Source organism: Robbsia betulipollinis, assembly GCF_026624755.1.
GTDB classification, from domain to species: Bacteria; Pseudomonadota; Gammaproteobacteria; order Burkholderiales; family Burkholderiaceae; genus Robbsia; species Robbsia betulipollinis.
The window spans coordinates 39,978-64,153 of the sequence record NZ_JAPMXC010000011.1 but is presented as its reverse complement, the minus strand read 5'-3'; the positions used below and the strand labels follow the sequence as shown (position 1 = coordinate 64,153).

At 67.2% G+C, this 24,176-nt stretch carries 21 protein-coding genes and 1 pseudogene; 11 read left to right on the top strand and 11 right to left on the bottom strand.

All coding sequences use genetic code 11. The annotated features are described in order from the left end of the window. Window positions 1-28: 28 nt before the first annotated feature. The gene (locus OVY01_RS21300) at window positions 29-1,129 is read right to left on the bottom strand and encodes a methyl-accepting chemotaxis protein (protein ID WP_284700964.1); all 1,101 of its coding nucleotides are present in this window, start codon (window positions 1,127-1,129) and stop codon (window positions 29-31) included. Between the two features lie 393 nt (window positions 1,130-1,522). On the opposite strand from OVY01_RS21300, the gene OVY01_RS21295 reads away from it, so the two are divergent. The 5 genes from OVY01_RS21295 (at window position 1,523) to OVY01_RS21275 (ending at window position 4,152) form a co-directional block, all read left to right on the top strand. Continuing rightward, window positions 1,523-2,239: a hypothetical protein gene (locus OVY01_RS21295; protein WP_267849611.1), complete on the top strand. Its 717-nt coding sequence runs from the start codon at window positions 1,523-1,525 to the stop codon at window positions 2,237-2,239. A 219-nt stretch (window positions 2,240-2,458) separates the two neighbouring features. After that, window positions 2,459-2,767, top strand: coding sequence for a CsbD family protein (locus OVY01_RS21290; RefSeq protein WP_432422293.1), 309 nt, complete (start codon window positions 2,459-2,461; stop codon window positions 2,765-2,767). 196 nt (window positions 2,768-2,963) lie between these two features. Continuing rightward, window positions 2,964-3,215: an AbrB/MazE/SpoVT family DNA-binding domain-containing protein gene (locus tag OVY01_RS21285; RefSeq protein ID WP_267849610.1), complete on the top strand. Its 252-nt coding sequence runs from the start codon at window positions 2,964-2,966 to the stop codon at window positions 3,213-3,215. Next, on the top strand, window positions 3,212-3,610 hold the full coding sequence (locus tag OVY01_RS21280; protein ID WP_267849609.1) for a type II toxin-antitoxin system VapC family toxin: 399 nt from the start codon (window positions 3,212-3,214) through the stop codon (window positions 3,608-3,610). Before OVY01_RS21285 ends, OVY01_RS21280 begins: the two co-directional genes overlap by 4 nt. 56 nt (window positions 3,611-3,666) lie before the next feature. Next, complete coding sequence (locus OVY01_RS21275) at window positions 3,667-4,152, top strand: LysR substrate-binding domain-containing protein (RefSeq protein WP_349293547.1); 486 nt, start codon at window positions 3,667-3,669, stop codon at window positions 4,150-4,152. Between the two features lie 7 nt (window positions 4,153-4,159). Here OVY01_RS21275 and rbsD read toward each other — a convergent pair whose 3' ends face one another. From rbsD to OVY01_RS21235, 8 genes are all read right to left on the bottom strand, one after another. Beyond that, window positions 4,160-4,558 (bottom strand): D-ribose pyranase, encoded by a 399-nt coding sequence (gene rbsD, locus OVY01_RS21270; RefSeq protein ID WP_267849608.1) that lies wholly within the window; start codon window positions 4,556-4,558, stop codon window positions 4,160-4,162. Next, window positions 4,555-5,556 carry a ribokinase gene (gene rbsK, locus OVY01_RS21265; protein ID WP_432422292.1) on the bottom strand — a complete coding sequence of 334 codons (1,002 nt, stop codon included), beginning with the start codon at window positions 5,554-5,556 and terminating at the stop codon, window positions 4,555-4,557. Before rbsK ends, rbsD begins: the two co-directional genes overlap by 4 nt. Continuing rightward, window positions 5,553-6,563 (bottom strand): LacI family DNA-binding transcriptional regulator, encoded by a 1,011-nt coding sequence (locus OVY01_RS21260; protein ID WP_267849606.1) that lies wholly within the window; start codon window positions 6,561-6,563, stop codon window positions 5,553-5,555. The genes rbsK and OVY01_RS21260 overlap by 4 nt, the downstream gene beginning before the upstream one ends. Window positions 6,564-6,618: 55 nt before the next feature. Then, window positions 6,619-7,659, bottom strand: coding sequence for an ABC transporter permease (locus OVY01_RS21255; protein WP_267849605.1), 1,041 nt, complete (start codon window positions 7,657-7,659; stop codon window positions 6,619-6,621). Then, on the bottom strand, window positions 7,656-9,296 hold the full coding sequence (locus OVY01_RS21250; RefSeq protein WP_267849604.1) for a sugar ABC transporter ATP-binding protein: 1,641 nt from the start codon (window positions 9,294-9,296) through the stop codon (window positions 7,656-7,658). Before OVY01_RS21250 ends, OVY01_RS21255 begins: the two co-directional genes overlap by 4 nt. Beyond that, window positions 9,293-10,252: a sugar ABC transporter substrate-binding protein gene (locus OVY01_RS21245; protein ID WP_267849603.1), complete on the bottom strand. Its 960-nt coding sequence runs from the start codon at window positions 10,250-10,252 to the stop codon at window positions 9,293-9,295. Before OVY01_RS21245 ends, OVY01_RS21250 begins: the two co-directional genes overlap by 4 nt. A gap of 552 nt (window positions 10,253-10,804) precedes the next feature. Continuing rightward, window positions 10,805-12,142 (bottom strand): MFS transporter, encoded by a 1,338-nt coding sequence (locus tag OVY01_RS21240; protein ID WP_267849602.1) that lies wholly within the window; start codon window positions 12,140-12,142, stop codon window positions 10,805-10,807. Between the two features lie 103 nt (window positions 12,143-12,245). Further along, window positions 12,246-13,703: a sugar porter family MFS transporter gene (locus tag OVY01_RS21235; RefSeq protein ID WP_267849601.1), complete on the bottom strand. Its 1,458-nt coding sequence runs from the start codon at window positions 13,701-13,703 to the stop codon at window positions 12,246-12,248. 440 nt (window positions 13,704-14,143) lie between these two features. Here OVY01_RS21235 and OVY01_RS21230 point away from each other — a divergent pair, with 440 nt between their 5' ends. Further along, entirely contained in the window at window positions 14,144-14,848 is a 705-nt protein-coding gene (locus tag OVY01_RS21230) for a glutathione S-transferase family protein (RefSeq protein WP_267849600.1), read from the top strand. Between the two features lie 50 nt (window positions 14,849-14,898). Here the strand turns inward: OVY01_RS21230 and OVY01_RS21225 are convergent, their stop codons facing one another. Together OVY01_RS21225 and OVY01_RS21220 are read right to left on the bottom strand one after the other, a co-directional pair. Next, window positions 14,899-15,918 carry a hypothetical protein gene (locus OVY01_RS21225; protein ID WP_267849599.1) on the bottom strand — a complete coding sequence of 340 codons (1,020 nt, stop codon included), beginning with the start codon at window positions 15,916-15,918 and terminating at the stop codon, window positions 14,899-14,901. 1 nt (window position 15,919) lies between these two features. After that, the gene (locus tag OVY01_RS21220; protein ID WP_267849598.1) at window positions 15,920-17,308 is read right to left on the bottom strand and encodes an MFS transporter; all 1,389 of its coding nucleotides are present in this window, start codon (window positions 17,306-17,308) and stop codon (window positions 15,920-15,922) included. A 113-nt stretch (window positions 17,309-17,421) separates the two neighbouring features. On the opposite strand from OVY01_RS21220, the gene OVY01_RS21215 reads away from it, so the two are divergent. The 5 genes and pseudogenes from OVY01_RS21215 to OVY01_RS21195 all read left to right on the top strand — a co-directional run bounded on the left by OVY01_RS21215 (window position 17,422) and on the right by OVY01_RS21195 (window position 24,134). After that, window positions 17,422-18,381, top strand: a complete 960-nt coding sequence (locus tag OVY01_RS21215) for a LysR substrate-binding domain-containing protein (RefSeq protein WP_267849597.1) — start codon at window positions 17,422-17,424, stop codon at window positions 18,379-18,381. Between the two features lie 97 nt (window positions 18,382-18,478). Then, window positions 18,479-20,692 (top strand): TonB-dependent siderophore receptor, encoded by a 2,214-nt coding sequence (locus OVY01_RS21210; RefSeq protein WP_267849596.1) that lies wholly within the window; start codon window positions 18,479-18,481, stop codon window positions 20,690-20,692. A gap of 9 nt (window positions 20,693-20,701) precedes the next feature. Next, window positions 20,702-21,262, top strand: a pseudogene (pnuC, locus tag OVY01_RS21205) (nicotinamide riboside transporter PnuC); the annotation flags it as partial. A gap of 369 nt (window positions 21,263-21,631) precedes the next feature. After that, a complete protein-coding gene (locus OVY01_RS21200; RefSeq protein ID WP_432422294.1) occupies window positions 21,632-22,762 on the top strand; it encodes a phosphotransferase enzyme family protein in 1,131 nt (376 codons plus the stop codon). Between the two features lie 211 nt (window positions 22,763-22,973). After that, window positions 22,974-24,134, top strand: coding sequence for a porin (locus tag OVY01_RS21195; RefSeq protein WP_267849595.1), 1,161 nt, complete (start codon window positions 22,974-22,976; stop codon window positions 24,132-24,134). Window positions 24,135-24,176 lie beyond the last annotated feature (42 nt).

Below are 24,176 nucleotides of genomic sequence, written 5' to 3'. Positions count from 1 at the left end.
ATGGGCAAGACGCCACGCCGCCTCGGGGTCAGTGGGAGGAGAGCGCTGTCTGGATGTGCACGATATTCCGGGTCGCTTCGGTGGTCCGCGTCGACAATTGGCGGATCTCCGAGGCGATAACCGAAAACCCGCGGCCGGCAGGACCCGCGCGTGCGGCCTCGACGGCTGCGTTCAGCGCGATCAGATTCGTCTGCCGGGCGATCATGTCGATCGTGCCGACGATCGTGGAAATGTCGCCGATGCTGCTTTCGAGCTGACGCTGATAGCTGGCCTGTTGCAGGCTCGCGGCTTCCGCGACCTTCATCGCGTGGATATCGCTTAACGCGCCGACCGCGCGCAGGGGATGGCCCTTCGCATCGCGCCGCGTCTGACCGCGTGCCCGGAACCAGCGGTATTCACCATCCTTGCAGCAACAGCGGTAATCGACATCGTACGGCGTGTTGCCGCTATGGTCCGTGAGGTGCGCGACGAATGCGTCGAGCGCCTTGTCCTTGTCGTCGGGGTGCAGGCGCGACGCCCACGCGTCGAGGACATTGGGAAACTCCGCTTCCGTCTCGAACCCCAGCAGACGCCGGAACTGCTGCGACCACCAGAACGCATTGCGCGGATTGATCGGATCGCCAGCCACGATTTCCAGATCCCATAGACCGTCGCTGAGCAATTCGCGCGACAGCTCGAAGCGGATCAGCGTCTTGTTCAGTTCTTCGTCGCGTTGCAGATGCGTATCGATGTTCGTCAGGGAACCCGCCACCTGAAGCGGCCGGCCCTCGGCGTCGCGCAGCGTTTCGCCGCGCGCCTCGAATGTGCGGTACTGGTTGTCGCTGCACTTCAGACGATAGGTCACGCGGTACGGCGTGCGGCCGCTGCGGTCGTTCAGATGCCGGGCGAACGCCGCCATCGTCGGACCGTGATCGTCGGGATGAAGCCGGCGCGACCAGCTGCCCAGCACATTCGGAAAATCCCTGTCGTTCTTGAAACCGAGAAGTGCCCGAAACTGATCGGACCACCAGAAGGGGTTGTTTTCGTTGCCCGGATCATCCTGGTTGACGACCATGTCCCATAAACCGTCGGTCGTGGCGCTGCGGACCAGGTCGAAACGGTTTTGGAGATGGGTAATTTCGTCATGCAAAACCTGTTTCTCTTGTTCGGCTCGTTCCCGCAACTCGCGCAACGCAGCGAGTTCGTCGGCATGGACGGACTGATGTTTATTTTTGAGAAACCACATGGCAATCGGTCGAATTGTTTATTGACCCTTCTTAACGACCGCTACCGTAAAACCTTGAGGACAACCAGTGCGTATGTGGCTAGACGATCCGGCAAAGTCGGGTTTCGCTGAAAACAGGTGGCCGGCGTGCCGCCATCGCTGTTCGAGATGGCATGATTCGGACCGTGGATCAAGCGCAGATCGCGTTGCGTCGCGTCTTATCGCGCCAGGCAGGTACGGAACGTGCTTGGAAAAGGGGTGTGCCCGGAACCGCCGCCGCGCGGTAATCGAATACTTAAAAACTGGACGTCGAAAATAATGCGCCTGCTCACTACCCAAGATGGACTCCCACGCGTGTCGTGGGGTGCCGTGATCGCCGGGGTCATTCTCTCGCTGATCGCCTACGTCATCCTCAGCGTCCTCGGCATGGCGGTCGGCGCCTCGCTGATCTCGCCTCTCACCCAGCAAAACCCCATGCACCACTTCGGCTTCGGCTCGGGCGTGTGGGTGATCGTCACGACCGTCATTGCCGTACTGGTGGGTTCGTACTTCGCGGGCCGTTGCGCGCCCGTGCTGGGATGGCTGCACGGCTTGCTGGCCTGGGCGGTGATGATCCTCGTCGTGGCTTTCGGCATGACGTCGTTGGTGGGCAGCGCGATCAGCGCCGCGGGCAGCGTGGCGGCAACGAGCGCCACGGTGGCATCGAACGACCCGTCGCTGACCAATAATTCGACGGCCGCATCGATCACGCAGCAGGTGCAGAGCGCAGTGGCCTCGGCCGCCTCGGAAGCTTCGAGCCCGCAGGCGGACCAGGACACGCGTCAGACGGCCGATACGGCGGCACGCAGCGTGGCACGTGCTTCGTGGTATTCGTTCGCGGCACTGATCGTGGGTCTGATCATCTCGATCGTCTCGGGCAGCATGGGCTTTCGTCACCAGCCCCCGTTCGAGGAAGGCGGTGGCGGTGCACTGAACGACACCGATCTGGCGAACGGCCGTGCCCGCACCGTCGCCACGGGCGATCGGATCCGTTGATCGATCCGCAGCATTGAATTCAAAACAGGTCTGAAGGAGAACAAAATGCCTTATTTCATCGGCTGGCTGCTCGGCGTACCGGTTATCGTCCTGGTGATCCTGTATTTCTTCCTGCACTGATCTCGCGATCGCGGCAGGCGGCAAGCGTAAGAACGATCGGCGGCGTGGGCCTGCGGGAGCTGCGTCGTCTTTTCAAAAAATTCCAAAAAGGAGCTTCGCATGGACAGCAAAACAGTAACGGGCATGGCGCAAAACGTGGCAGGCAAGGTGCAGGATACCGTGGGCAAGGTGCAGGACACCGTGGGTGACTTTGCGGGCGATGCGAGCACGCAGCTGGCCGGCAAGGCACGTCAGTTGAGTGGCAAGGCGCAGCAGCTGGGTGGCAAGGCGCAGGAAGTCTATGGTCAGGCGGCCGAACAGCTGCGCGGCACGACTGCCGAGAATCCCCTCGCGACGCTGGCCGTCGTGGGCCTGGCGGCATTCGCGCTGGGCATGCTGGTGGCGAAGGGCGGATCGGATCGTTATTGAAGTTGCGCCCGCCGCGCATGTGAGGCGATGCCGGAAACTCCGGTATCGAGGTCGGACCCGTTGCCTATGGCACGGGTCCGATTTTCATTTTGGCTGAGGACATGTTGCGGTTCCCCGTGGGGGCCGGTACCAGCTGGATTGCGGTAAATTCATTGTAAGGCTAAAATGCCTTACAATGAATTTTTCGGGGGAATCGATGGGTACATTGACCGTGACATCGAAAGGACAGGTTACCTTGCGTAAGGATGTTCTCGACCATCTGGGCGTTCGGGCAGGCCAGCGTATTTCGGTCGATAAGCTGCCCGATGGCAGGGTGGTGGTAAGCGCCGTACATGCCAGCGAGCCAATCAGTGCGGTTTTCAATCTCCTGAAAAGAGAGAACCGGCCCGCGCTGTCGATCGATGACATGAACGACGTGGCGGCGAAGGGCTGGGCCGGCGAGCGATGAAGATCACGGCCGACACGAACGTCCTTGTGCGCGCAATGATCGGCGACGACGAAGAGCAAAGCGCGCTTGCACAAGCGGAACTGGCGGCGGCCGACCTTGTCGCGATCGCACTGCCATCGCTATGCGAACTGGTATGGGTACTTTCAAGGGGTTACAAGGTTGCCTCCGATGAGATTGCCGAAGCCATTCGACGCCTAACCCAGGCCGCCAATGTCGTGGTGAATCTTCCCGCCGTCGAAGCCGGGCTTGCACTGCTGGATGCGGGAGGGGACTTCGCCGACGGCGTGATTGCGTATGAGGGGCGATGGCTGGGCGGTGAAGCGTTCGCGTCATTCGACAAGAAGGCGGTCATGCGCCTGGCAGCCCAGGGCAAGGCCGCGCGTCTTCTGGCATGAATGGGGCGGGCCGGGCCGCGGCGCGGGCTTGCGCGGCTGGAGCGCGCGCTTACCGGATGGCCGGTACGAACGGCAATGTCGCCGCGGGCCAGGTCAGCAGCGTCAGGACCCGCCTGACGGACACGATTTCGGCCGGCCACCCGCTGGCCGTCGTGGAGCGCGTGACGCTCGCCGAGGTTGTCCGACATGCCTTCCCGATGCTCGACATGGACGAGCATGTCCAGACGGCGAGCCGCTATTGGACGCAGCACGGGCTGACGCCGTCGATACGGTTCCAGAGCAAATCGATCGAGGGGATTCGCAGCATGGTGGCGCTGGGCAGCGGCGTGACGATTCTGTCGGACCTGGTCTACCGGTCGTGGTCGCTCGAAGGCGCGCGGATCGTCCGGCGGCCGCTCGCGGAAAACGTGCCGACGATGGATGTCGGCATCATCTGGTCGCGCCAGCGCGGCTGGCCGGCCGCGGCGCAGGCGCTGCGCGTTTCCTGCGCACGGCGCCGCGTGCCGGGGAGGCGCGCGGAAGCGCCCCGTCAGCGCGCCTGAGCGGTCATCAGAAAGTCACGCCGGCGACCAGCATCAGGTTCGCGTAGGGCGTGCATTCGCCCGTGCGCACGACCGCGCGCGCGCGGTGCGACAGTTGTTTCAGCGCCTCGTGCGAAACCTCCCGGCGCGTGCCGATCGCCTCGGCCGACAGACCTTCGAGCCAGGCATCGCCGCGCGCCAGCGTCTCGCTCGCGATCACATGCGATTCGACCTGCATTTCGGCGAGCAACACGCGCAGCGTCGTGGCGATGTCCGGCGTGCCGGGCGTGAGCGCCAGATCGATCACCTCGACCGCGGTGCCGTGCGGTGCGGGCATGCCGGCATCGGCGACCAGCACCATGTCGCCGTGGCCGAGCGTGGCGACCAGACGCGATAGCGCGGCGTTCAACAAGGGGGTTTTTTTCATGGTGCGGAGGTCTGCGGCGCGTCAGGCTGGATTTCGGAAAAATACGGGATCGACGGCTGGGCGCCTGCGCGGGTCACCGATAGGGCGGCGGCGGCCTGACCGAAGCGGACCGCTTCGTCGAGCGGCCGGCCCGCGGCCAGCGCCGCCGCGAAACCGCCGATGAAGGTGTCGCCGGCCGCCGTCGTATCGACCGCGGCGACCCGGCGCGCGGGATAGTGGGTGCCGCGCGTGTCGTCGTCGATGCCCTTGTTCCCCGCGGCGTCTGCGGGCGGCAGCAGGAACACCCCCTGGCCGCCGAGCGTGATCAGCACATGCCGCGCGCCCTGCTGCTGCAGCACCCGCGCCGCGCGCCGCGCGCTGTCCGGGGAGTCGACGGCGACGCCGGAGAGCGCCGCGGCCTCCACCTCGTTCGGCACCAGGAAATCGACGTTCTCGAGCCAGCCCTGCGGCAGCGGCCCGGTGACGGGGGCGGGATTCAATATGACCGTGCGTCCCAGCGCATGCGCGCGGCGCAGCGCGGCGAGCACCGTCGCTTCGGGCACCTCCAGCTGGCAGACCACCACGTCGGCCTGGGCGATCAGGTCGGCGTGCGCCTCCACCGCCGCGGTATCCAGCGCGCCGTTGCTGCCGGCGATGATGACGATGGTGTTCTGGCTGGCGTCGTCGACGACGATCAGCGCGACCCCGGTGGGGTGCGTCGCGTCGCGCCCGATGCGGCTGCAGTCGATCCCTTCGTCCTGCATCGCCTGGAGCAGTTGCGTGCCGTTGGCGTCCTGGCCGAGACGCCCGAGCATGCCGACCTGCGCGCCGAGCCGTGCCGCGGCGACGGCCTGATTCGCGCCCTTGCCGCCGGGCACCTGATCGAACGCGGTGCCGGCGAGCGTTTCGCCGGGCTGCGGCAGGCGCGGCGCGCGCACCACCAGATCCATATTGAGACTGCCTATGACGGCGACACGACCGGTTCGAGCTTCCACGGGGGTCCTTGCGAAAAGATTCATTGGAGGAGGGGGCGCCCGCACGACTCGCGCACCAGCAGGCGGGGTGCGACCGGCTGCTGACAGGGTGCGCCGGTCGTCACGCCGTTGATGCGGTCCAGCAAACGGCTGGCCGCGGTTTCGCCCAGACGCAGGATCGCCTGGCCGACCGTCGACAGCGCGGGGTAGACGTAGCGGCTCATCTCGATATCGTCGAACCCGACGATCGAGCAGTCCGCGGGCACCCGGATGCCACGCTCGGCGGCGGCGCGCAGCGCGCCGATGGCCATCAGGTCGTTGCCGGCGAAGATCGCGCTGGGCGCGAACGTGTCGAACAGCGTGCTGGCCGCCATCCGGCCGCCCGGGCTGGAAAAATCGGCTTCGACGATCGCGTTCTCCGCCACCGGCACGCCGTGCTCGGCCATCGCCCGCCGGAACCCCGCGACGCGGCTGGCGCTGATGCCGCCGGCGCTCGCCGAGCCGGCGATGCAGCCGACGCGGGTATGGCCCAGCGCCAGCAAATGACGGGTGGCGATCGCGCCGCCGGCTTCGTGATCGGTCTGCACGAGGTCCGCGGCAACGCCGGCGATCGGCCGGTCGATCATCACCACCGGCACGCCGGACTGACTCAGCGCCCGCGCCATCCGGACGTCGTCGCCGGCCGAGGCGACGATCAGGCCGTCGATGCGTTTTTCATGCAGCACGCGCAGATACGCGTATTGCGTGGCGATATCGTTGTCCGAATTGCAGAGGAACACGCAGTAGCCGTGGCGCCGCAGATGGCCCTCGATGCCACGCGCGATTTCCGCGAAGTAGGGGTTGGTATTGCTGGGCACGAGCAGACCGATGGTGGCCGTCGCGCGCGCCTTGAGCGAGCGCGCGACCGCCGACGGCACGAAATGCAGTTCGGCGATGGCCGCCAGCACCCGCTCGCGTTTCTCCGCGCGCACCGGGCGGGTGTTGTTCACGACATGCGACACGGTCGTGTACGACACACCGGCGAGCGCGGCGACGTCTCGGATCGTGGACATGGTCTCGGCCGGTGACGGGCGTGCGGACGTGGACGCGGGCGGGCGAACGCCGCGCTCAGGCGCGCCGTTTCGCGCGATGGCTGCGATAGGTGTCGAGCACCACCGCCACCACGATGACCGCGCCGGTGATGATGCGCTTGGTCGGTTCGTTGGCGCCGATCTGCGCGAGTCCGGCGGCCAGCACGGAGATGATCAACACGCCGAAGAAGGTGCTGATGACCGAACCGCGTCCGCCCATCAGGCTGGTGCCGCCGATCACCACCGCCGCGATCACCTGCAGCTCGCTGCCGGCGCCGGCGTTCGGGTCCGCCGCTTCCAGGCGCGACACCTGGAACAGCGCCGCGAGACCGGCGAGCGCGCCCATCAGCGAGAACACGATGACCTTGTAGGGGCGCGGGTCGATGCCGGCCAGGCGCACCGCTTCCTCGTTGGTGCCGATGCCGATCAGATAGCGGCCGAACACCGTGCGGGTCAGCACCAGCTGGGCGACGATCATGACGACCACCGCGATGATGAAGGCCGGCGAGATACCGAAGGCGATCGGATTGGCGAGCCAGTCGAACGCGTCGCCGATATAGGCGGTGCGCGAATTCGTCATCTGATACGCCAGTCCGCGCGCCATTTCCAGCACGCCCAGCGAGACGATGAACGAGGGAATCCGCCAGGCCACCGTGACGAAACCGGTCAGGCTGCCGGCGGCCGCCGCGATCGCGATGCCGGCCAGCGCAGCGGGCAGCGGGCTCCAGTGCCATTGCAGCGCCGCGACGCTGACGGCCGAGGCCGCGAGCGCCAGGACCGAGCCGACGGACAGATCGATGCCGGCGATGATCAGCACGAAGGTCATGCCCACGGCCATCACCACCAGATCGGGAATCTGGTTCGCGATCGTGATGAAGGTGTCGTAGGTCAGAAAGTGCGAACTGAGCGTGGAGAACAGGACGATCATCGCCAGTAGCGCGCCGGCGAGACCCAGATAGCTGTTCAGGCCCATGCGCGTGCCGGCGTTGACGGGCGGCGTGGCCAGGGTGCCGAGTGTCGTGTCGGCGTCGGGCGCGCTCGCGGGCTTGTCGACGCGCTTGTCAGCAGGAATCGTCATGGTGTGTCTCGTGTCGGTTGTGCGCCCCGGGATGCGGCTCGCGCATCGTGGGCGTCTTCTGTGTTTTGCGCGGTGGCATGGGTTGCGGGTACGGCATGCGCCGCGGTTTCCGCCGTGGTTTCCCCCGCGGTTTCCTTGTCATAGCCCGAGAACGCCGCCGCGAGCAGGCTGTCCTGGGTCCATTCCCCGCGCGCGAAGGTGCGGACCAGCTTGCCCGCGGACATCACGGCGATCCGGTCGCAGATCAGCATGAGTTCGCGCATGTCGCTCGACACCACCACCAGCGCCTTGCCGGCGCGCGCCTGGGCGCCCAGCAGCGCGTAGATATCGAACTTCGCGCCCACGTCGATGCCGCGCGTGGGTTCGTCGAACAGCATCACGTCGCAGTCGCGCTCCAGCCAGCGGCCGATCACCACCTTCTGCTGATTGCCGCCGGAGAGCTCGCCCACCGGCTGCGCCGGGCCCGAACAGCGCACGCTCATCGCATCGATCTGGCGTTTCGACAGCGCCTGTTCGAGGCCGCCGTCCACCATGCCGAAGCGCGAGACCTTCTCGAAATTGCTCAGCGACAGGTTCGACGCGACCGGCTGCGTGAGCAGCAGGCCCTCGCCCTTGCGGTCCTCGGTGATCAGCGCGATGCCCTGACGGACCGCGTCGACCGGCGAGCGGATCGTGCGCGGTTGCGGGGGCGTACCGATCGCGACCGTGCCGGCGTCCTTGCGGTCGGCGCCGAAGATCAGCCGCAGCAGTTCGGTGCGGCCCGAGCCGATCAGTCCGCTGATGCCGAAGATCTCGCCGCGCCGCACCTCGAAGGACACATCCTTCACCACGTCGCCGCGCGTCATGTGCTCGACGCGGAACATCGGCGCGCCGATATCGCGCTCGCCCAGATCGATGCGGTCGCCGATGTCGCGCCCCACCATCAGGGTCACCAGGCGGTCCGTCGTGTACTCGGCAATGGGGCCGACGCTGACCAGCTTGCCGTCGCGCAGCACCGCGATCCGGTTGGAAATGCGCGCCAGCTCTTCGAGCCGGTGCGAGATATAGATGATCGATACGCCATCGCGTTTCAGGCGCTCGACCTGCTCGAACAGCAGCTCGACCTCGCGCCCGGTGAGCATCGCGGTCGGCTCGTCGAGGATCAGCACGCGGCAGTCGCCGATCAGATTGCGGGCGATCTCGACCATCTGCTGATGGCCGATGCCGAGCGCCGCGACGGGCGTGTCCGGGTCCAGCGTGTCGAGCCCCACCCGCGCCATGGCCGCGACGGCGGCCTGGCGCAGGCGTTTGCGGGAAATCCAGCCCAGCCCCGTGGACGGCAGCTGGTTGAAGAACAGGTTCTCGGCGATCGTCAGCGTGGGCAGCAGGTTCAGCTCCTGCATCACCATGCGCACGCCCAGCGCCTCGGCCTTGCTGCGGCTGCCGGGCGCGAACGGCGCGCCGTTGAAGGTCATGGTGCCGTGCGTGGGCGTCTCCAGCCCGCCGATGATCTTCGACAACGTGCTCTTGCCGGCGCCGTTCTCGCCGGTCAGCGCGAGCACTTCACCGGCGAACAGCGTCAGGTCGACGCCCGCCAGCACCGGTGCGGCATAGGTCTTGCCGATACCGCTTACCTGCATGACGGGAGTCGACATCATTTGCGCGTCACCAGCTCGACCGGGGTTTCGACGATGTCGGCCAGTTCGTTCTGCTTCTTGTGATCGCGCAGCGCGGTCAGCGCGGTGGTGATGCCGAACACCGCCTGCTTCGCCGCGAACTGGTCGGCGGTGGCGAGCACGCGGCCGTCCTGCAGCATCGGCTTGATCGCGGCGATGTCGTCGTACCCGACGACCGTCACCTTGCCCGCGCGGCCCGCGGCGCGCACCGCCGACACCGCGCCGATCGCCATGTTGTCGTTGCCGCACAGCAGCGCCTTCAGGTTCGGATACTCGTTGAGCATCGCCGCCGAGACCGCGTTGCCCTTGTCGATTTCCCAGTCGCCCGATTGCAGCGACACGACCTTCACCTTCGCGGCGGCCATCGCGTCCTTGAAGCCGGCGGTGCGCTGCTGTGCGTTGGTGGTCGTCGAGACGCCTTCGACGATGCCGACCTCGTCGCCGGCCTTTAGGTTTTTCGCGAGGTAGTCGCCGACCAGCTTCGCGCCCTTGCGGTTGTCCGGGCCGACGAAGGGCACCTTGATGTTCTTCGACTTCAGCACGTCCTGGTCGAGCCGGTTGTCGATGTTGACGACGATGATGCCGGCGTCCACCGCTTTCTTGATCGCCGGCACCATGGCCTTCGAATCCGCCGGCGCGATCACGATCGCGTCGACCTTCGAGACGATCATCTGCTCGACGATGCGGATCTGCGCGCTGGTGTCGGTCTCGTTCTTGATGCCGTTCGAGATCAGATCGAAATCGGCCGAATGCGTCTTCTGGTAATCCTTCGCGCCGTCTTCCATCGTCAGGAAGAATTCGTTCGCGAGCGATTTCATGATCAGCGCGACGCGCGGCTTATGAGCGGCGGTCTGTGCCTGGGCGGTGAGGGGCAGCAGCGCGGCGGCGGCGAGGGCGACACCGGCAACCAGCACGCGACGACGGACGAGATGGGTCATTGCAACGTCTCCTGTTTGATTTTGGATGCGCCGCGGGCCGTCGCGCGAGATTGCGAGGCGGCACGCGGCGCCGGGCGTTCTGATCGCCGGGGCCACGGTCGGGGGTGGCGCTTCTGCCGGGCACCCCTCTCATCTGATGGGAAAATGCCCGCAAAATGCATCCGCAACCGTTTGCGGAACTGATAATCGTCTTTAGCGGCGCGTGCGTCAATACAGGGAAAACACTGCCCCGGGATGGATATCGATACCACCGCGGTATCGCGGAAGGATGCAGGCCACCGCGGAACGGCAGACGAAGATCCTGGCCGATCGGGCGAATCCAGCCGAGCAGGCGCATCGGCTGGGGCAGGCGCGAATCGGGGGCAGGCGCGAATCGGGAGCAGGCGCGAATCGGGGGCAGGCGCGAATCGAGGGCAGGCGAATCGAGGGCAGGCGAATCGAGGGCAGGCGAATCGAGGGCAGGCGCGAATCGAGGGCAGGCGAATCGAGGGCAGGCGAATTCAGCGAAGCGGACGGGGCCGACGAGTCAGGCGAATCGGGCAAGCGAATGCGTCAGGCGGAACCGTTCGGTCGTACCGCGGGCACGGCATCGTCCGCGCTGCCCGCGTGCCGTCGCGCGGCGGACGCGATGCACGCCGTCAGGCATCCGAGCGCGCCCATCGCCGCGCAGTAGGCGACGCCACTCCACGCGCTCCAGGGCGTCAGCGCGATCAGCAGCAGCGGCGTGGTGCTGGCCCACACGGCATACGCGGTGTTATAGGTCAGCGAAATGCCCGACACGCGCAGCGCGGGCGGAAACAGCCCCACCATCGCCGCGGGCACGACGCCGACGATCCCGCAACTCAGTCCGGCCAGCGCATAGGCGGCGCCAGGCCAGGGCCAGTGGTGGATCAGGCTCGCGTACAGCACGCCGATGCCCAGCGGCATCAGCGCGCTGTACAGCGCGACGGCCCGCCAGGCGCCGATGCGGTCGCCCACGCGCCCGCCCAGCACGCAGCCGATGTTGAGAAAGACGATCGCGATGCCGCTCATGCCGAAGGCGCGGCTCGCGGACATGCCGAAGCGCTGCTGCAGGAGCGTGGGCGTCACCACCACCAATGTCACGACCGCCGCGGTCAGCACGCCGGTGAGGATCACCGCCGGCAGCAGGGCGGCCCGGTGATCGCGCAGCACCGCCAGAACCGGATAGGGCATGGCATCCCGCCGGCGTGCGTGCAATGCCGTGAACACGGGCGTTTCGCTGAGCCAGCGGCGCAGCCAGACGCCGAGCATGCCGAAGACGCCGCCGAGCAGGAAGGGAATGCGCCATGCGTAGTCGACGATCTCGGCCGGCGTAAAGACGCGGGCCAGCCAGGCGGCGGTCAGGGCGCCCAGCAAATAGCCGAGGGTCAGGCCGGCCTGCAGAATGCCCAGCACGGTACCGCGCCGCGCGAGCGGCGCGTGCTCCGCGACGAAGACCCAGGCGCCGGGCACCTCGCCGCCGACCGCGGCGCCCTGCACGATGCGCAGCGCCAGCAGCAGCAGGGGCGCGGCGGCGCCGATGCCGCGGTAGGTCGGCATGACGCCGATCGCCAGGCAGGGCACGGCCATCATCAGGATGCTCAGGCCGAACATCTTCTTGCGTCCGCCCCGGTCGGCGTAATGCGCCATGACGATGCCGCCCAGCGGCCGCGCCAGATAGCCCGCGGCGAAGATGCCGAAGGTCTGGACGAGGCGCAACCAGTCGGGCGTGTGCGGTGGAAAGAAGACCTGGCTCAGCGTCGTCGCGAAAAACGCGAAGACGATGAAATCGTAGATTTCGAGCGAGCCGCCCAGCGCCGCCAGTCCGAGGGTGCGGTAATCCGCGCGCGACAGGCGCGGCGCGGGGAAGGGTTCGGCGTTGATCGACACGATTGACCGGATGGCGGTTGGCGAGGGTGACCCTGCCGCACGCGTTCACGCGCTGCGTGCGGCTCCAGGCGGCATCATACGGATTCGTGCGCGATCCGGGAAATCACGCGGCCTCGCCGCGAAATTGCGCCTCGATTTCCTCGAGCGAGCGTCCCCGGGTTTCGGGCACGAAACGCAGGACGAACAGGAATGCGGCCACCCCCATCGCGGAGAAGATGAAGAAGGTCGAGGAGATGCCCACCCATTTGACCACCACCGGAAACGACAGGCCGATCACGAAATTCTCCAGCCACAGCGCGCAGGTGGCCACGCCCATCGCGAAACCGCGGATCGACAGCGGAAAGATCTCCGACAGCATGACCCAGACGATCGGTGAGATCGTGCCCTGCACGAAGGCCAGGAACAGACCCATCGCCGCGAGGATGCTGAACGCACGCAGCGTCGACGGCGGCAGGGCCAGCGACAGCACGCCGATCAGCAACAGCGCGCAGGTCGAGCCGGTGAGCCCCACCAGCAGCAGCGGACGACGTCCCACGCGGTTCAGCAGGCGCATGCCGACGAGCGCCGCGGCGACCGCGATCACGCCGTTCGAGATGTTGGCGATCAATGCGCCGTTACGGCCGAAACCGGATTCGGTCAGGATCTGCGTGCCGTAGTACATGATCGAATTGACGCCGGTGATCTGCTGCACGATCGCCAGGCCGACGCCGACGCCGAAGATGCGGCGCACCCACGGCGTCGACAGCGATTGCCAGCCGGCATGCTCGCGACGGCCGTCCTGTTCGACCGCTTTCTTGATTTCCGCGAGTTCGACGCGGGCGCGGCTCAGGGTGCGGACCTTGCGCAGCGTGGCGAGCGCGTCGTCGAAACGCCCCTGGGCGGCGAGCCAGCGGGGGCTTTGCGGCAGGAATTGCATGCCGATCCACAACGCCAGCGCGGGCAGCGTCGCGATCACGAGCATCCAGCGCCAGATGCCGGGCTGGTGACCGAAGAAATTGCCGAGCGCGGCATTCGACGTGAACGCCACCAGTTGCCCGGTCACGATCATCAACTCGTTCTGGTTGACCACGCTGCCCCGCCGCGACGACGGCGCCATCTCGGAAAGGTAGGTGGGTACGGCGACGGACGCGCCGCCGACGGCGATGCCGAGGACGAAGCGCGACAGCACCATCACCGTGGTGTTCGGCGCAAAGGTGCAGGCGAGGGTGCCCGCCATGAAAAGCACCGCCAGCAGGATGATGGTGTTGCGGCGTCCGCGGCTGTCCACCAGCTGTCCGCCGAGCACCGCGCCGAGCGCCGCGCCCAGCAGCAGCGAACTGGCGACCAGGCCCTCGGTGAAGGGCGTGAGGCCCAGATCGTCGCTCATGTAGATGAGCGCGCCGTTGATCACGCCGGTGTCGTAACCGAACAGCAGGCCGCCGAAGGTGGAAACCAGCGCGACGCGCCGCAGGAACTTGTGCGCGCGGCGTCGGCCGGCTCGGTCTTTTTTGGCCTGTTCCGCCCGGTTGGCGGCGTCGGATGCGATATACCCGGCGGGTTTTTTATTAACTTGCGTTTGCATAGTGCTCTTGTTCGCCGGGCAAGGCCGGCGATCTGATCCTCCTTCGAGGTGGACGGAACGAACCGTGTTGAAATGGCGCGGATGCGATGGCGCCCGATGGCGACGGGGCGCGTCGGGCAGTGGCGCAGGCGGGGCAGGGTATCGGCGACGTATCGGGCTCGCCGGTACCGTGCCCGGGGGGAGGCACGCATGGCCTGACCCACGGCCGAACACGAGGCCGGCAAGGCCGGTGGGGCGCCGGCCGGGAGACGCCGCGCCGGGCTGGCATCGCAGGCCGGGCGGATCATGCGCGAATCGGACGCTATCTTACAAGAGATTGTGTTTCGCTACCGAACCCGTCGCGCCGGGCGGCCTGTAGGCGCCGCATGGTATCGCGCGAGCCGGCATACGGGGCAGGCATCCCGGTTGCTATCGAAAGGGTTTCCGTGCGAGAAATGATCATGACCGAAAAAATGCAGTTGTTTACGTCCCCGTCCGCTTTTCCGAATCCGCAGCGCCTGCGCCTCTTCATCCATGAAAAGGGGATCGCCGATCAATTCGAGGAAACGATTCTCGACATGGCGCCCGGCGGCGACCAGCGCAAGTGGCCGCACCTCAAACGCAATCCCTGGGGAGAAACGCCGACGTTGCGGCTCGAAGACGGTAGCCATCTCTCGGAAACCGCCGGCGTCATCCGTTACCTGGATCAACGGTTCCCGGGCCGAAAGGTGATGGGCGAATCCGCGCTTGAACAGGGCCTTGACACGATGTGGGAAAACCGCATCTGGACCCATGTGCTGTACCGCATCGTCACGATGTTCCACGTGATGCATCAGGGTCTGGGACCGAAGCTCGAACTCACCAGCAATCCGCAGTGGGGCGAGCATTGCCGCAAGGAAGCGCTCGCGCATGCGGCCCTGGTCGACCGGCATCTGTCCGACGGAAGGGAATGGCTGCTGGGCGGCGCGGCGCCGACATTCGCCGACATCACGCTCTGCGTGGCGATCGCCTTCTCGAAATTCCCGGCGAACAATACGCCGCTCGACGAGCGCTTCGAGCATCTGGACGCGATCTGGAAGCGCTGGCAGCAGCGCGACAGCTTCAGGCAGGCCTATGCCGACGGCGGCAGCGGACTGGACGAACTGGCGCATCTGAAAAAGGGCTGAGCGAAAGGCCTGAGCGCGCGCCGCATGCGATCTCCCTGCGGGCCCCGCCGTCAGTCCCCCGCTCCTGTCGAGACCGTTCCCAGAGCCGCCAACCGGTCGGCTTCGACCGTTACGCCGAACAGCGCCAGAATGCCCGGCGCGCTGCCCAGCATCGCATCGCCGTCGTGGCCGACGCCGGGAATCTCGCGGCAGACATGACGGTTGCCTGGAAACAGACGCCGCAGGTAGGCCACGTACGCGCGGCCCCGGGCCAACCGGTGCGGGCCCTGCGCCGCCGCGGCGCAGGAGCGGTCGAGCGCCTGGTGCGCGGGGTCGTCGTCGTTTCCGCCCAGCAGGTACGTCACGTCGCTTTGTGCATAGGCCCGCGCGAGCACGGTGAAGTCCGCCCGCGCGGCATAGCGCGGCGGGCGCCGCACGCCGTATTTCCAATCGTCGACCCCCGGACAGGCGTCGCCCCCGCGACCTGCCGGAAACGGCCGGAAGGCGTCGAAATAGACGTATGACGAGGGATTCGCGATCACATACCGCACAGCCAGGCCCTGCGCCCGGCAGGCTGCCGCCGCGCGGCCGACGATCGCGTAGCGATGCGCGACCTGCGCGCCCCCCGAATGGCCGGCGACGACGATCTCCCGCAAGGCCGGATGCCGCCCCGGCTCCAGGCACCGGGCCAGCAGCGCGTCGAGCACGTCGAAGGAACTGAGCGACGTGGGGCCACGCGCATCGTCGCCGCCCATCCAGGCAGTCCATTCCCAGTGCAGCACGTCAGCGGTGAGACCATGCGCGGCGATATCCGCGCTTGCCAGGAATTGCGGCACGAGCAACAAAGTGCCGTCGGCGCACGGACCCGCCGCGTCCAGCGCCCGTTGCGCCGAAGCGAGATAGGCATCGGCATCGCGCAATCGGCCATGCAGGACGATCACGATGCGCGTGACGTCGCCGCGTGCCGTCGACCGGTAGAACGGTGCGACCGCGTCGCCGTGCGGCGTGGCGATGCGCAGGCGCTCGGGGCCGATGGCACGCACCGGGTATTCATTGCGCGCGCGCGGCGCGGCGGCGGGAACCAGGGTCATGTCAGTCCAGGGGCAGGGCGTGCGGGTCGCGTCGCAGCCGGCGTCCGGAACGGGTCAGACCCACCAGCAGCAGGGACACGACGCCGGCGAACACGAGATAGTAGGCAGGGACGAAATTCGAGCCCGTCACAGTGATCAGCGTCGACACCGTCAGCGGTGCGAGACCGCCGAACAGCGTCACCGCGACGTTGTACGCCAGCGCGACGCCGGTCGAACGGGTGGCGGTGGGAAAGAGTTGCGTGAGCATGCCCGGATGCGGCCCGGACATCAGGCTGAGCACCACCGTCGCCATCATCTGCGCGGCGAACACCCGTTCCGGGGTGGGATGGGCCAGTACCCACAGAAAGAGCGGATAGGCGGCCAGCACCCAGACCGTCACCACCGGGAAGAACAGCCGGTACGCGCCGAAGCGGTCGGCCAGCTTGCCGGCGAGGGGATACCCCGCCAGACTGACCAGCCCGGACGCCGCGGTGCCCAGCAGCGCGTTCTTCAAGGGCAGATGCAACTGCCGCTCGATATACGAGGGCATGAAGGTATGCCACAGATAATTGGTGGCGGCGCCGACGATGATCACGCCCATCGCGCACAGCACCGCGTCGCCGCGTTCGCGCAGAAAGCGCCCGAGCGATGCGCGGGGCGCCTGCGTCCGATGGCCCTGCTGGTCGCGCAGCGCGACGAATTCGGGCGATTCCGCCACCTTGTGCCGGATGTAGAAACCCACCGGCCCGACCACCGCGCCGAGCAGGAAGGGAATGCGCCAGCCCCAGCTTTCCAGCGCGGCCCGATCGAGATGCGTCGTGAGGAAGTAGGCGAAGCCCGAGGACAGCACCAGCGCGATCGCCTGCGAGGTCATCTGGAAGCTGCCGTAGAACATCTTCTTGCCGCGCGGCGCGTATTCCGACAGCATGGCGGCGGCCGTCGCGAATTCGCCGCCCACCGACAAGCCCTGCAGCACGCGCGCCAGCAGCACCAGCAGCGGCGCCGCGATGCCGATGCTGCGGTAGGAGGGCGTCACGCCCATCAGCACCGTGCTGAGCGCCATCAGCAGGATCAGCATCGATAGCGTTTTGCGCCGTCCCACCCGGTCCGCGTAGGCGCCGATCGCGATGCCACCCAGCGGGCGCACGATGAATCCGACGGCGAAAGTCGCGAAGGTCAGCGAGGTGGACAGGAAGGGATTGCCCAGCGGAAAGAACACGTGCGCGATGATCTTGGCGAAATAGGCGTAGATCAGGAAATCGAACCATTCGAGCCCGTTGCCGATCACCGAGGCGATGACCGCGCGCCGCACCTGCGCGCCGCCGAGGACGATGGGCGGGGGCGACGCCGCGCCGTCGGCGCCCGCAGGGCTGGCCGGATCCGCGTGGGCCGAACGAAGCATTGTCTGCATGTGTCTCCCGCCATCATGGTTTATTGGTTTGGATACAGATTACGAAGCGCATCGGTAAATGTAAAATACATCTCGGCGCGTGCTGCCATACGTAAAAAATATAAGGAACGGCGATGGAACTGCGGCATCTGCGGTATTTCCTGACGGTGGCGGACGAGCGCCAGTTCACGCGTGCGGCGGCGCGCCTGCATATCCAGCAGCCGCCGTTGTCGCAGCAGATCCAGGAACTCGAAGCCGAGCTGGGTTTCGCGGTGTTCCGGCGCCTGCCGCGCGGCGTCGAGCTGACGCCGGCGGGGGCGGCCTTCGCCGAGACCGCGCGCGCGGTTTTCGTGCAGCTGGAGGAGGGCGGCAAGAGCGCGCGCCGGATCGCGAACGGCGATATCGGACGGGTAAGGATCGCGCTGACCAGTTCGGCGGCCTTTCATCCGCTCGCGCCGGCGGCGATCCGCGCGTTCCGGACCGCCCATCCGGACATCGTCATCGAACTGAACGAGATCAACGCCGCCGAGATCATCGAGGCGATGAGCCGCGGCAGGATCGACGCGGCGATGCTGCGCAAACCGAACGAAACTCCCGGCGAACTGCGGTTCGACCTGTTGCACGAGGAGCGCATGGTGCTGGTGCTGCCCGTGGGGCACCGGCTGGCGCATCGGCGCGGCATGCGTGCCGGCGCCGGGGGCACGGAGGACGTCGCGCCGATCGCACTGGCCGCGCTGGCCGACGAATCCTTCATCTTCGTGCGGCGCCCGGGCGCGCCGGGCATGTATGCGGATTTCGTTCGTGCCTGCGAGGCCCGGGGTTTCACGCCGGTGATGCGGCACGAGGTGCCGCGCATGCTGACCGCCATCAATCTGGTCGCGACGGGCGCGGGCGTGACCGTGGTGCCGGCGTCGATGCAGCGCTATCACCAGGAAAGCGTGGTCTACTGCCCGGTGGCCGAGGATCAGGCGTTCACCGCGCCCCTGCACCTGGTGACGCAACACGAGGCGGTGAACCCGGCGGCGTGCCGTTTCGCGCGGACCGTGACGGATTTCGCGGCCACCTGGAATGCCCCGACCCCACCTCTGCCGTAGCGCGCGCGGCCGTGCGACGCGCAAACGAATTGTCGGAACCGCGCGCGGCGGCTACCATGCGGCGCAGGCAACGGTTTGCCGGGATGCGACCCACACCATGACCCACCCTCTTTTCAAGTATCACGCTGTCGGCACGCTCACGCTGGCCGCGGCCCTGTGCGCCACGCCCGCGCTGGCGGCCGACGCCGATGCTCCGGTCGCGCCGGCGTCCCGGGACGACGTCGTCCTGCCGACGATCTCGGTGACGGGGGAGGGCGCCGGGCACTACCGCGCGCGGCAGGCGTCGGTGGCCGGCTTCGACGAGGCGCCGCTGCTCGACACCCCGGCGTCGGTCACCGTCGTGACGCAGGAGCAGATCGCCGACCAGCACGCGAAACGGCTCAGCGACATCGTGCGCAACGATGCATCGGTCGGCAATGCCTACGCGCCGGTCGGCTATTACGAGGGTTTCACGATCCGCGGTTTTCCGATCGATCTCGCCAGCGCCATCAAGATCAACAACCTCACGGCGTCCGGCGAGCAGACCTTCGGGCTGGAGAACAAGGCGCGCGTCGAGATCCTGAAAGGTCTGGCCGGCATCGAAAGCGGCGTCGTCGCGCCCGGCGGCGTGATCAATTTCGTGACCAAACGCCCGGAGAACGTGCAGAGCGTGACCACCGAGGTCGACAGCCGCGGCTCGACGCTGGCGTCGTTCGATATCGGCCGGCGTTTCGGCGACCAGCAGCAGTTCGGCTTTCGCATCAACGCCGCGAAGGAAAACGTCCACTCGTACGTGGACGGCGCGAACGGCCGGCGCGACTTCGGCTCGATCGCGCTCGACTGGAACATCACGCCGCGCGCGAGCCTGCAGTTCGACGCCGAGTTCCAGCAACTGGTGCAGCGCTCGTCGTCCGGCTATCAGTTGCTGGGCGGCACGACCGTGCCCTCGGCCGCCTCCGCGTCGAAACTGCTGGGCGTGCAGCCCTGGTCCAAGCCCACCACCACCGATGCATTGAACCTCGACGCGCGCTTCGACTACCAGTTCAGCGACGCCTGGCAGGGGACCGTCGCCGCGAGCCGCAGCCGGACGATGATCGACGACAACGTCGCGTTCGCTTACGGCTGCTATTACGCGGCGAGTTGCGCGAGCGCTGCCGGCAACCCGTTGGCGCCGTATTTCTTCGGCGCCAACGGCGACTTCGATCTCTACGATTTCCGCAGTCCCGGCGAATACCGGCGCAACGACGAAGTGCGGGGCGTGCTCTCCGGCAAGTTCGCGACCGGGCCGATCCGGCACGAGTTGACCCTGGGCGCGGACATTCAGCGGCGCGTCGTGCATCTGTCCGACGCGGTCTACGATTATGTGGGCAGTGAAAACATCTACGGCGACGATATCGCGTTCGCGCCGTCGCCGGATCAGGCCAGCGCGTCCTATCCGCAACTCGACGCCTGGCAGTACGCGGTTTTCGCGACCGATCGCCTCATTCTGAACGACCGCTGGCAGGTGCTGGCGGGCGTGCGCGAGGTCCTGCTGCGCCAGAAAAGCTGGACCGCGATCGACGGCGACGCCCTGCACACCGACCGCACCAAGCTGTTGCCGCAAGTGGCGCTGGTCTACAAGCCGATCGCGCCGGTCTCGCTGTATGCGTCGTACAGCCAGGCGCTGTCGCTGGGCGACCAGGCACCCGTGCGCGCCACCAACGCCTATGCGTTTCTGCCGCCGTACACGTCGCGGCAGATCGAGGTGGGCGCGAAATACGACTGGCACGACCGGATCAGCTTCACGGCGGCCCTGTTCACGATCAGCAAGCCCTTCGAGTACGCGCAGCCGGACGACAGCGCCAATGGCTATACCTATGTGCAGCGCGGCACCGAGCGGCACGACGGCATCGAGCTGGGCGCGACGGGACGCGCCACCGAACGCCTGACGCTGACGGCCAGCATCGCCGCGATCCGCGCCCGCGCCGAGGACACCGGCACGGCGTCCTACGAAGGGCATCAGGTGATCAACGTGCCGAATCTGCGCGCGGCGTTCTACGGCGAGTACGCGGTGCCCGGCGTGACCGGGTTCGATCTGCTGGGCGGCGTCAACTTCAGCGGCACCAAGCCCGCGAACGAGGAGGACACGGTGCGCGTGCCGGCCTATTTCGTGTTCAACCTGGGCGCGCGCTACACGACGAAAATCGGTGGCCACAAAACGGTCGTTCGACTATCGGTTGATAATCTGTTCAACAAATACTACTGGCAGGACAGCGGCGAGCAGCAGGGTGATGCCTATCTGTTCCTGGGCGCGCCCCGCACCGCGCGCCTGTCGCTGACCTACGATTTTTAAGATCGAACGATGTCCCCTATCGAGATAGTCGGCGTGCTGGTCAGCGCGCTGGCGATTGCCCTGACCGCCCGTCGCAAGATGGCCTGCTGGCCTGTCGGGCTGGTGTCCGTCGCCTTGTACGGCTGGATCTTCTACGATGCCCGCCTGTATTCGGACATGCTGCTGCAGGGTGCGTTCGCCGTCATGCAGCTCTACGGCTGGTGGCGCTGGATGACGCCGGGCGGCGCCGATGCGCGGCGGGGCGAGCCGGCTTCGGGACGGATTCAGGCCGCGTCCTGGCGCACGCTGCTGCCGGGGCTGGTCGCGGGCGCCGTCGGCAGCGTCCTGCTGGGCGGCGTCATGGCCCGTTACACCGATGCCGCGCTGCCCTGGGTGGACGCGACGCTGTCCGCCTTCAGTCTGGTCGCCCAGTACTGGACGGCGCGCAAGTACATCGCTTCGTGGGGACTGTGGACGGTGGTGGATTGTTTTTATGTCGGCCTGTTCCTGTTCAAGGATCTGTATCCGACTTCCGCGCTGTACGCCTTCTTCGTTTTTCTCGCGCTCACCGGCTGGCGCGACTGGCGTCGCGCGCTGACGCGGCAGGACGCCGAGCGGGGGGCGGATACGGCGACCGATGCAGCAGCCGACGCAGCGGCGGCCCGGACGAACGCGACCGCTCTTTCCGGGAGGGATGCCATCGCGTCGGGCCTGCTGGAAGATGGCGCGGCGAGCACCATCGTGGCGGCAACGGCCGGCTTCGGGGCGGGCTTCGCATCCCGCTCCGAGTCCCGCTTCGCGTCCCGCTCCGAAGCCGACTCGAGCGCTCCGGCGCCGGCGCCGCAGCGGGCGGCGGTGCCCGCCGAGGCTGCCGCGCCCGCTGCGCCGGGCGAAGGTGCCGCGCCGCGCCAGTCGTCTTCCGTCGCGGCCCCCGGCGATGGCCCGACCGGGCAATTCGGCGTGCACGGCGAACAGGTCGAGCGCGACTGGCCGCTGATGACCGTCGACGAAGTGGCCCGCGTGCTCGCGTCCTATCCGATCGAGGGCACGGTCGCCAACCTGTCCTGGCATAGCCCGCGGCCGTTCGCCGCCGCCGTGCTGGCGACGCTGAGCGACGGCCGCATGCTGTTCGTCAAGCGCCACGACGCGCGGCTACGCGACGCCACGGCGCTGGCCGAGGAGCACCGTTTCATCGGGCACCTGGGCGGGCGCGGCATTCCCGTGGCCGAAGTGCTGTCCGACCGGCGCGGCCGCACCGCGCTCGCGATCGGCGCCTGGGTCTACGAGGTGCACCGCAGCGCCGATGGCCTCGACGCCTACCGCTGCGTGATGTCGTGGGAGCCGTTCAAGGCGATGTCGCATGCCTACGCCGCCGGCCGCGCGCTGGCGCGCCTGCATCGCGCCAGCGCGGGTTTTCCGGCGCCGGCGCGCCCGCCCCGGCTGCTGTTGTCGAGTTTCGGGGTGATCGGCGCGCCGGATCTCCTGGACGCGGCCCAGGCGTGGATCGAAGCGCAGCCGCTGCTGGCGAGCGCCCTGGCGCGGCGTCCGTGGCGCCATGACCTGGCAACCGTGATCGGCCCGTACCATGCGCGCCTGGCGCCGCTGCTGCCATCGCTGGCGCCGCTCTGGACGCATGGCGACTGGCATGCGTCGAATCTGCTGTGGAGCCCGGAGGGCGAGCCCGCCAAGGTGCGTTCGGTGCTCGACTTCGGCCTCGCCGATCGCACCTGCGCGGTCTACGACCTCGCGCTCGCGATCGAGCGCAACACCATCGAGTGGCTGGTCGAACCCGCCCGGCGTCGCGTGCATGCCGGCCAGATCGACGCGCTGCTCGACGGCTATGCGTCGGTCGCGCCGCTCGACGCGGCCGACTACCGCGCGCTGGTGGCGCTGCTGCCGATCGTCCACACCGAATTCGCTCTTTCCGAGGTCGCCTATTTCGACGGCATCCTCGATCTGCCGGCCGAGGCCGAGGCGGCCTACTCGTCCTATCTGCTCGGGCATGCACAGTGGTTCGGCGAACCCGCGGGCCGGGCCCTGCTCACGCAGCTCAACCGGCGCGGCCACGCGCTGGACGCGCCGGGCCGTTGAGACCGCCGGTCACGGGCGTCGGCGCCGCCGCCCGGGCGCTCCGGCAAGCCGGCCCGAGATCGGCAGGATGACGACCGTCGAAGCCCGCAGGCACCGTACCGCGTGAGCGGGTCGAAATAAATACTATAACGATTGCGGTATACCCTACGGAAAATTGGCGGCCGACCATCGGTGATATCGATTCCTTCCCCTCGAGGAGCTGCATGGCGCCATGAAAAAGTCCCTACTCACCCTTGCGCTGGGCAGCGCATTTGCCATCCCGGCGCACGCACAGAGCAGTGTCACGCTGTACGGTCTCATCGATACGGGGCTGATCTACGCCAGCAACCAGCAAGGTCACAACAGCTGGCAGGAGACCTCCAGCGCGACGCAGAACACCGTGTTCGGCCTGAAGGGGACCGAGGATCTGGGCGCGGGGCTGAAGGCCGTTTTCAAGCTCGAGCAAGGATTCCTGCTGAACAACGGCACCCAGGCGTTCTCGGGCGACGGGTTCGGCTCGCAGGCGTGGGTGGGTCTGGAAAGCGATCGCTACGGCACGGTGACGCTGGGTCGCCAGTACGACGTGATGAACGATCTGGTCGGCCCGTTGACGGCCGAAGTGAACACCTGGGGCGGCAGCCTGGCCGCGCATCCTTTCGAGAACGACAATCTCGCGGCGAATTCCGTGGTGATCGACAACATGGTGAAATACGTCAGCCCGATCTATCACGGGCTGACCGTCGAATCGATGTACGCGTTCAGCAACAAGGCAGGAGCGTTCGCCACCAACCGGTCGTATGGCTTCGCGGCATCCTATGCGATGGGCCCCCTCAATCTCGCGGCGGGATACCTGCAGTTCAACAACGCGGGCGCGGGCACGGGTGCGGCGCCGACTTCCGATTACAGCGCCAATTTCCTGGCCGAGCGTCAGCGCGTGTGGTCGGTCGCGGGTAGCTACACCTTCGGTTCCGCGCTGGTCGGCGTGGCATGGAGCCATACGCAGATGGACAACCTCGGCGGCGTGTTCTCGTTCGGCACCGGCACCTACCTCGGCGCGGCCGACGACGCGTCGGGCAGCCTCAACGGCTCGCTGCGGATGGACAACTTCGAAATCAACGGCAAGTACGGACTGACCGAGGCCTGGAGCGTATCGGGCGCGTACACCTTCACCGACGGCGCCTACAACGGTTCGTCGCCGAAGTGGCACACGGGGATGCTGCAGACCGCTTATGCACTGAGCAAGCGCACGGACGTCTATCTGGAAAGCGTCTACCAGATCGTGCACGGCGCGCCCGAGGGTTCCGTGCTGTCTCACGCGATGATCAATACGCTGGGACCGTCTTCCTCTAACTCGCAACTGGCCGTGATGGTGGGTTTGCGCCACGCATTCTGAACCAGGACGTGCTGGCGCGCCGCGGCGGCCAGCGTGATCGCG

Bases quoted from the DNA above. Each gene is read 5' to 3' on its own strand.
- OVY01_RS21210 (WP_267849596.1), top strand. From the start codon at position 18,479: ATGACCCACCCTCTTTTCAAGTATCACGCTGTCGGCACGCTCACGCTG.
- OVY01_RS21195 (WP_267849595.1), top strand. From the start codon at position 22,974: ATGAAAAAGTCCCTACTCACCCTTGCGCTGGGCAGCGCATTTGCCATC.
- OVY01_RS21290 (WP_432422293.1), top strand. From the start codon at position 2,459: ATGGACAGCAAAACAGTAACGGGCATGGCGCAAAACGTGGCAGGCAAG.
- OVY01_RS21260 (WP_267849606.1), bottom strand. From the start codon at position 6,563: ATGTCCACGATCCGAGACGTCGCCGCGCTCGCCGGTGTGTCGTACACG.
- OVY01_RS21230 (WP_267849600.1), top strand. From the start codon at position 14,144: ATGACCGAAAAAATGCAGTTGTTTACGTCCCCGTCCGCTTTTCCGAAT.
- OVY01_RS21295 (WP_267849611.1), top strand. From the start codon at position 1,523: ATGCGCCTGCTCACTACCCAAGATGGACTCCCACGCGTGTCGTGGGGT.
- OVY01_RS21255 (WP_267849605.1), bottom strand. From the start codon at position 7,659: ATGACGATTCCTGCTGACAAGCGCGTCGACAAGCCCGCGAGCGCGCCC.
- OVY01_RS21235 (WP_267849601.1), bottom strand. From the start codon at position 13,703: ATGCAAACGCAAGTTAATAAAAAACCCGCCGGGTATATCGCATCCGAC.
- OVY01_RS21280 (WP_267849609.1), top strand. From the start codon at position 3,212: ATGAAGATCACGGCCGACACGAACGTCCTTGTGCGCGCAATGATCGGC.
- OVY01_RS21250 (WP_267849604.1), bottom strand. From the start codon at position 9,296: ATGATGTCGACTCCCGTCATGCAGGTAAGCGGTATCGGCAAGACCTAT.
- rbsK (WP_432422292.1), bottom strand. From the start codon at position 5,556: ATGAATCTTTTCGCAAGGACCCCCGTGGAAGCTCGAACCGGTCGTGTC.
- OVY01_RS21275 (WP_349293547.1), top strand. From the start codon at position 3,667: ATGGCCGGTACGAACGGCAATGTCGCCGCGGGCCAGGTCAGCAGCGTC.
- OVY01_RS21220 (WP_267849598.1), bottom strand. From the start codon at position 17,308: ATGCAGACAATGCTTCGTTCGGCCCACGCGGATCCGGCCAGCCCTGCG.
- OVY01_RS21285 (WP_267849610.1), top strand. From the start codon at position 2,964: ATGGGTACATTGACCGTGACATCGAAAGGACAGGTTACCTTGCGTAAG.
- rbsD (WP_267849608.1), bottom strand. From the start codon at position 4,558: ATGAAAAAAACCCCCTTGTTGAACGCCGCGCTATCGCGTCTGGTCGCC.
- OVY01_RS21215 (WP_267849597.1), top strand. From the start codon at position 17,422: ATGGAACTGCGGCATCTGCGGTATTTCCTGACGGTGGCGGACGAGCGC.
- OVY01_RS21225 (WP_267849599.1), bottom strand. From the start codon at position 15,918: ATGACCCTGGTTCCCGCCGCCGCGCCGCGCGCGCGCAATGAATACCCG.
- OVY01_RS21245 (WP_267849603.1), bottom strand. From the start codon at position 10,252: ATGACCCATCTCGTCCGTCGTCGCGTGCTGGTTGCCGGTGTCGCCCTC.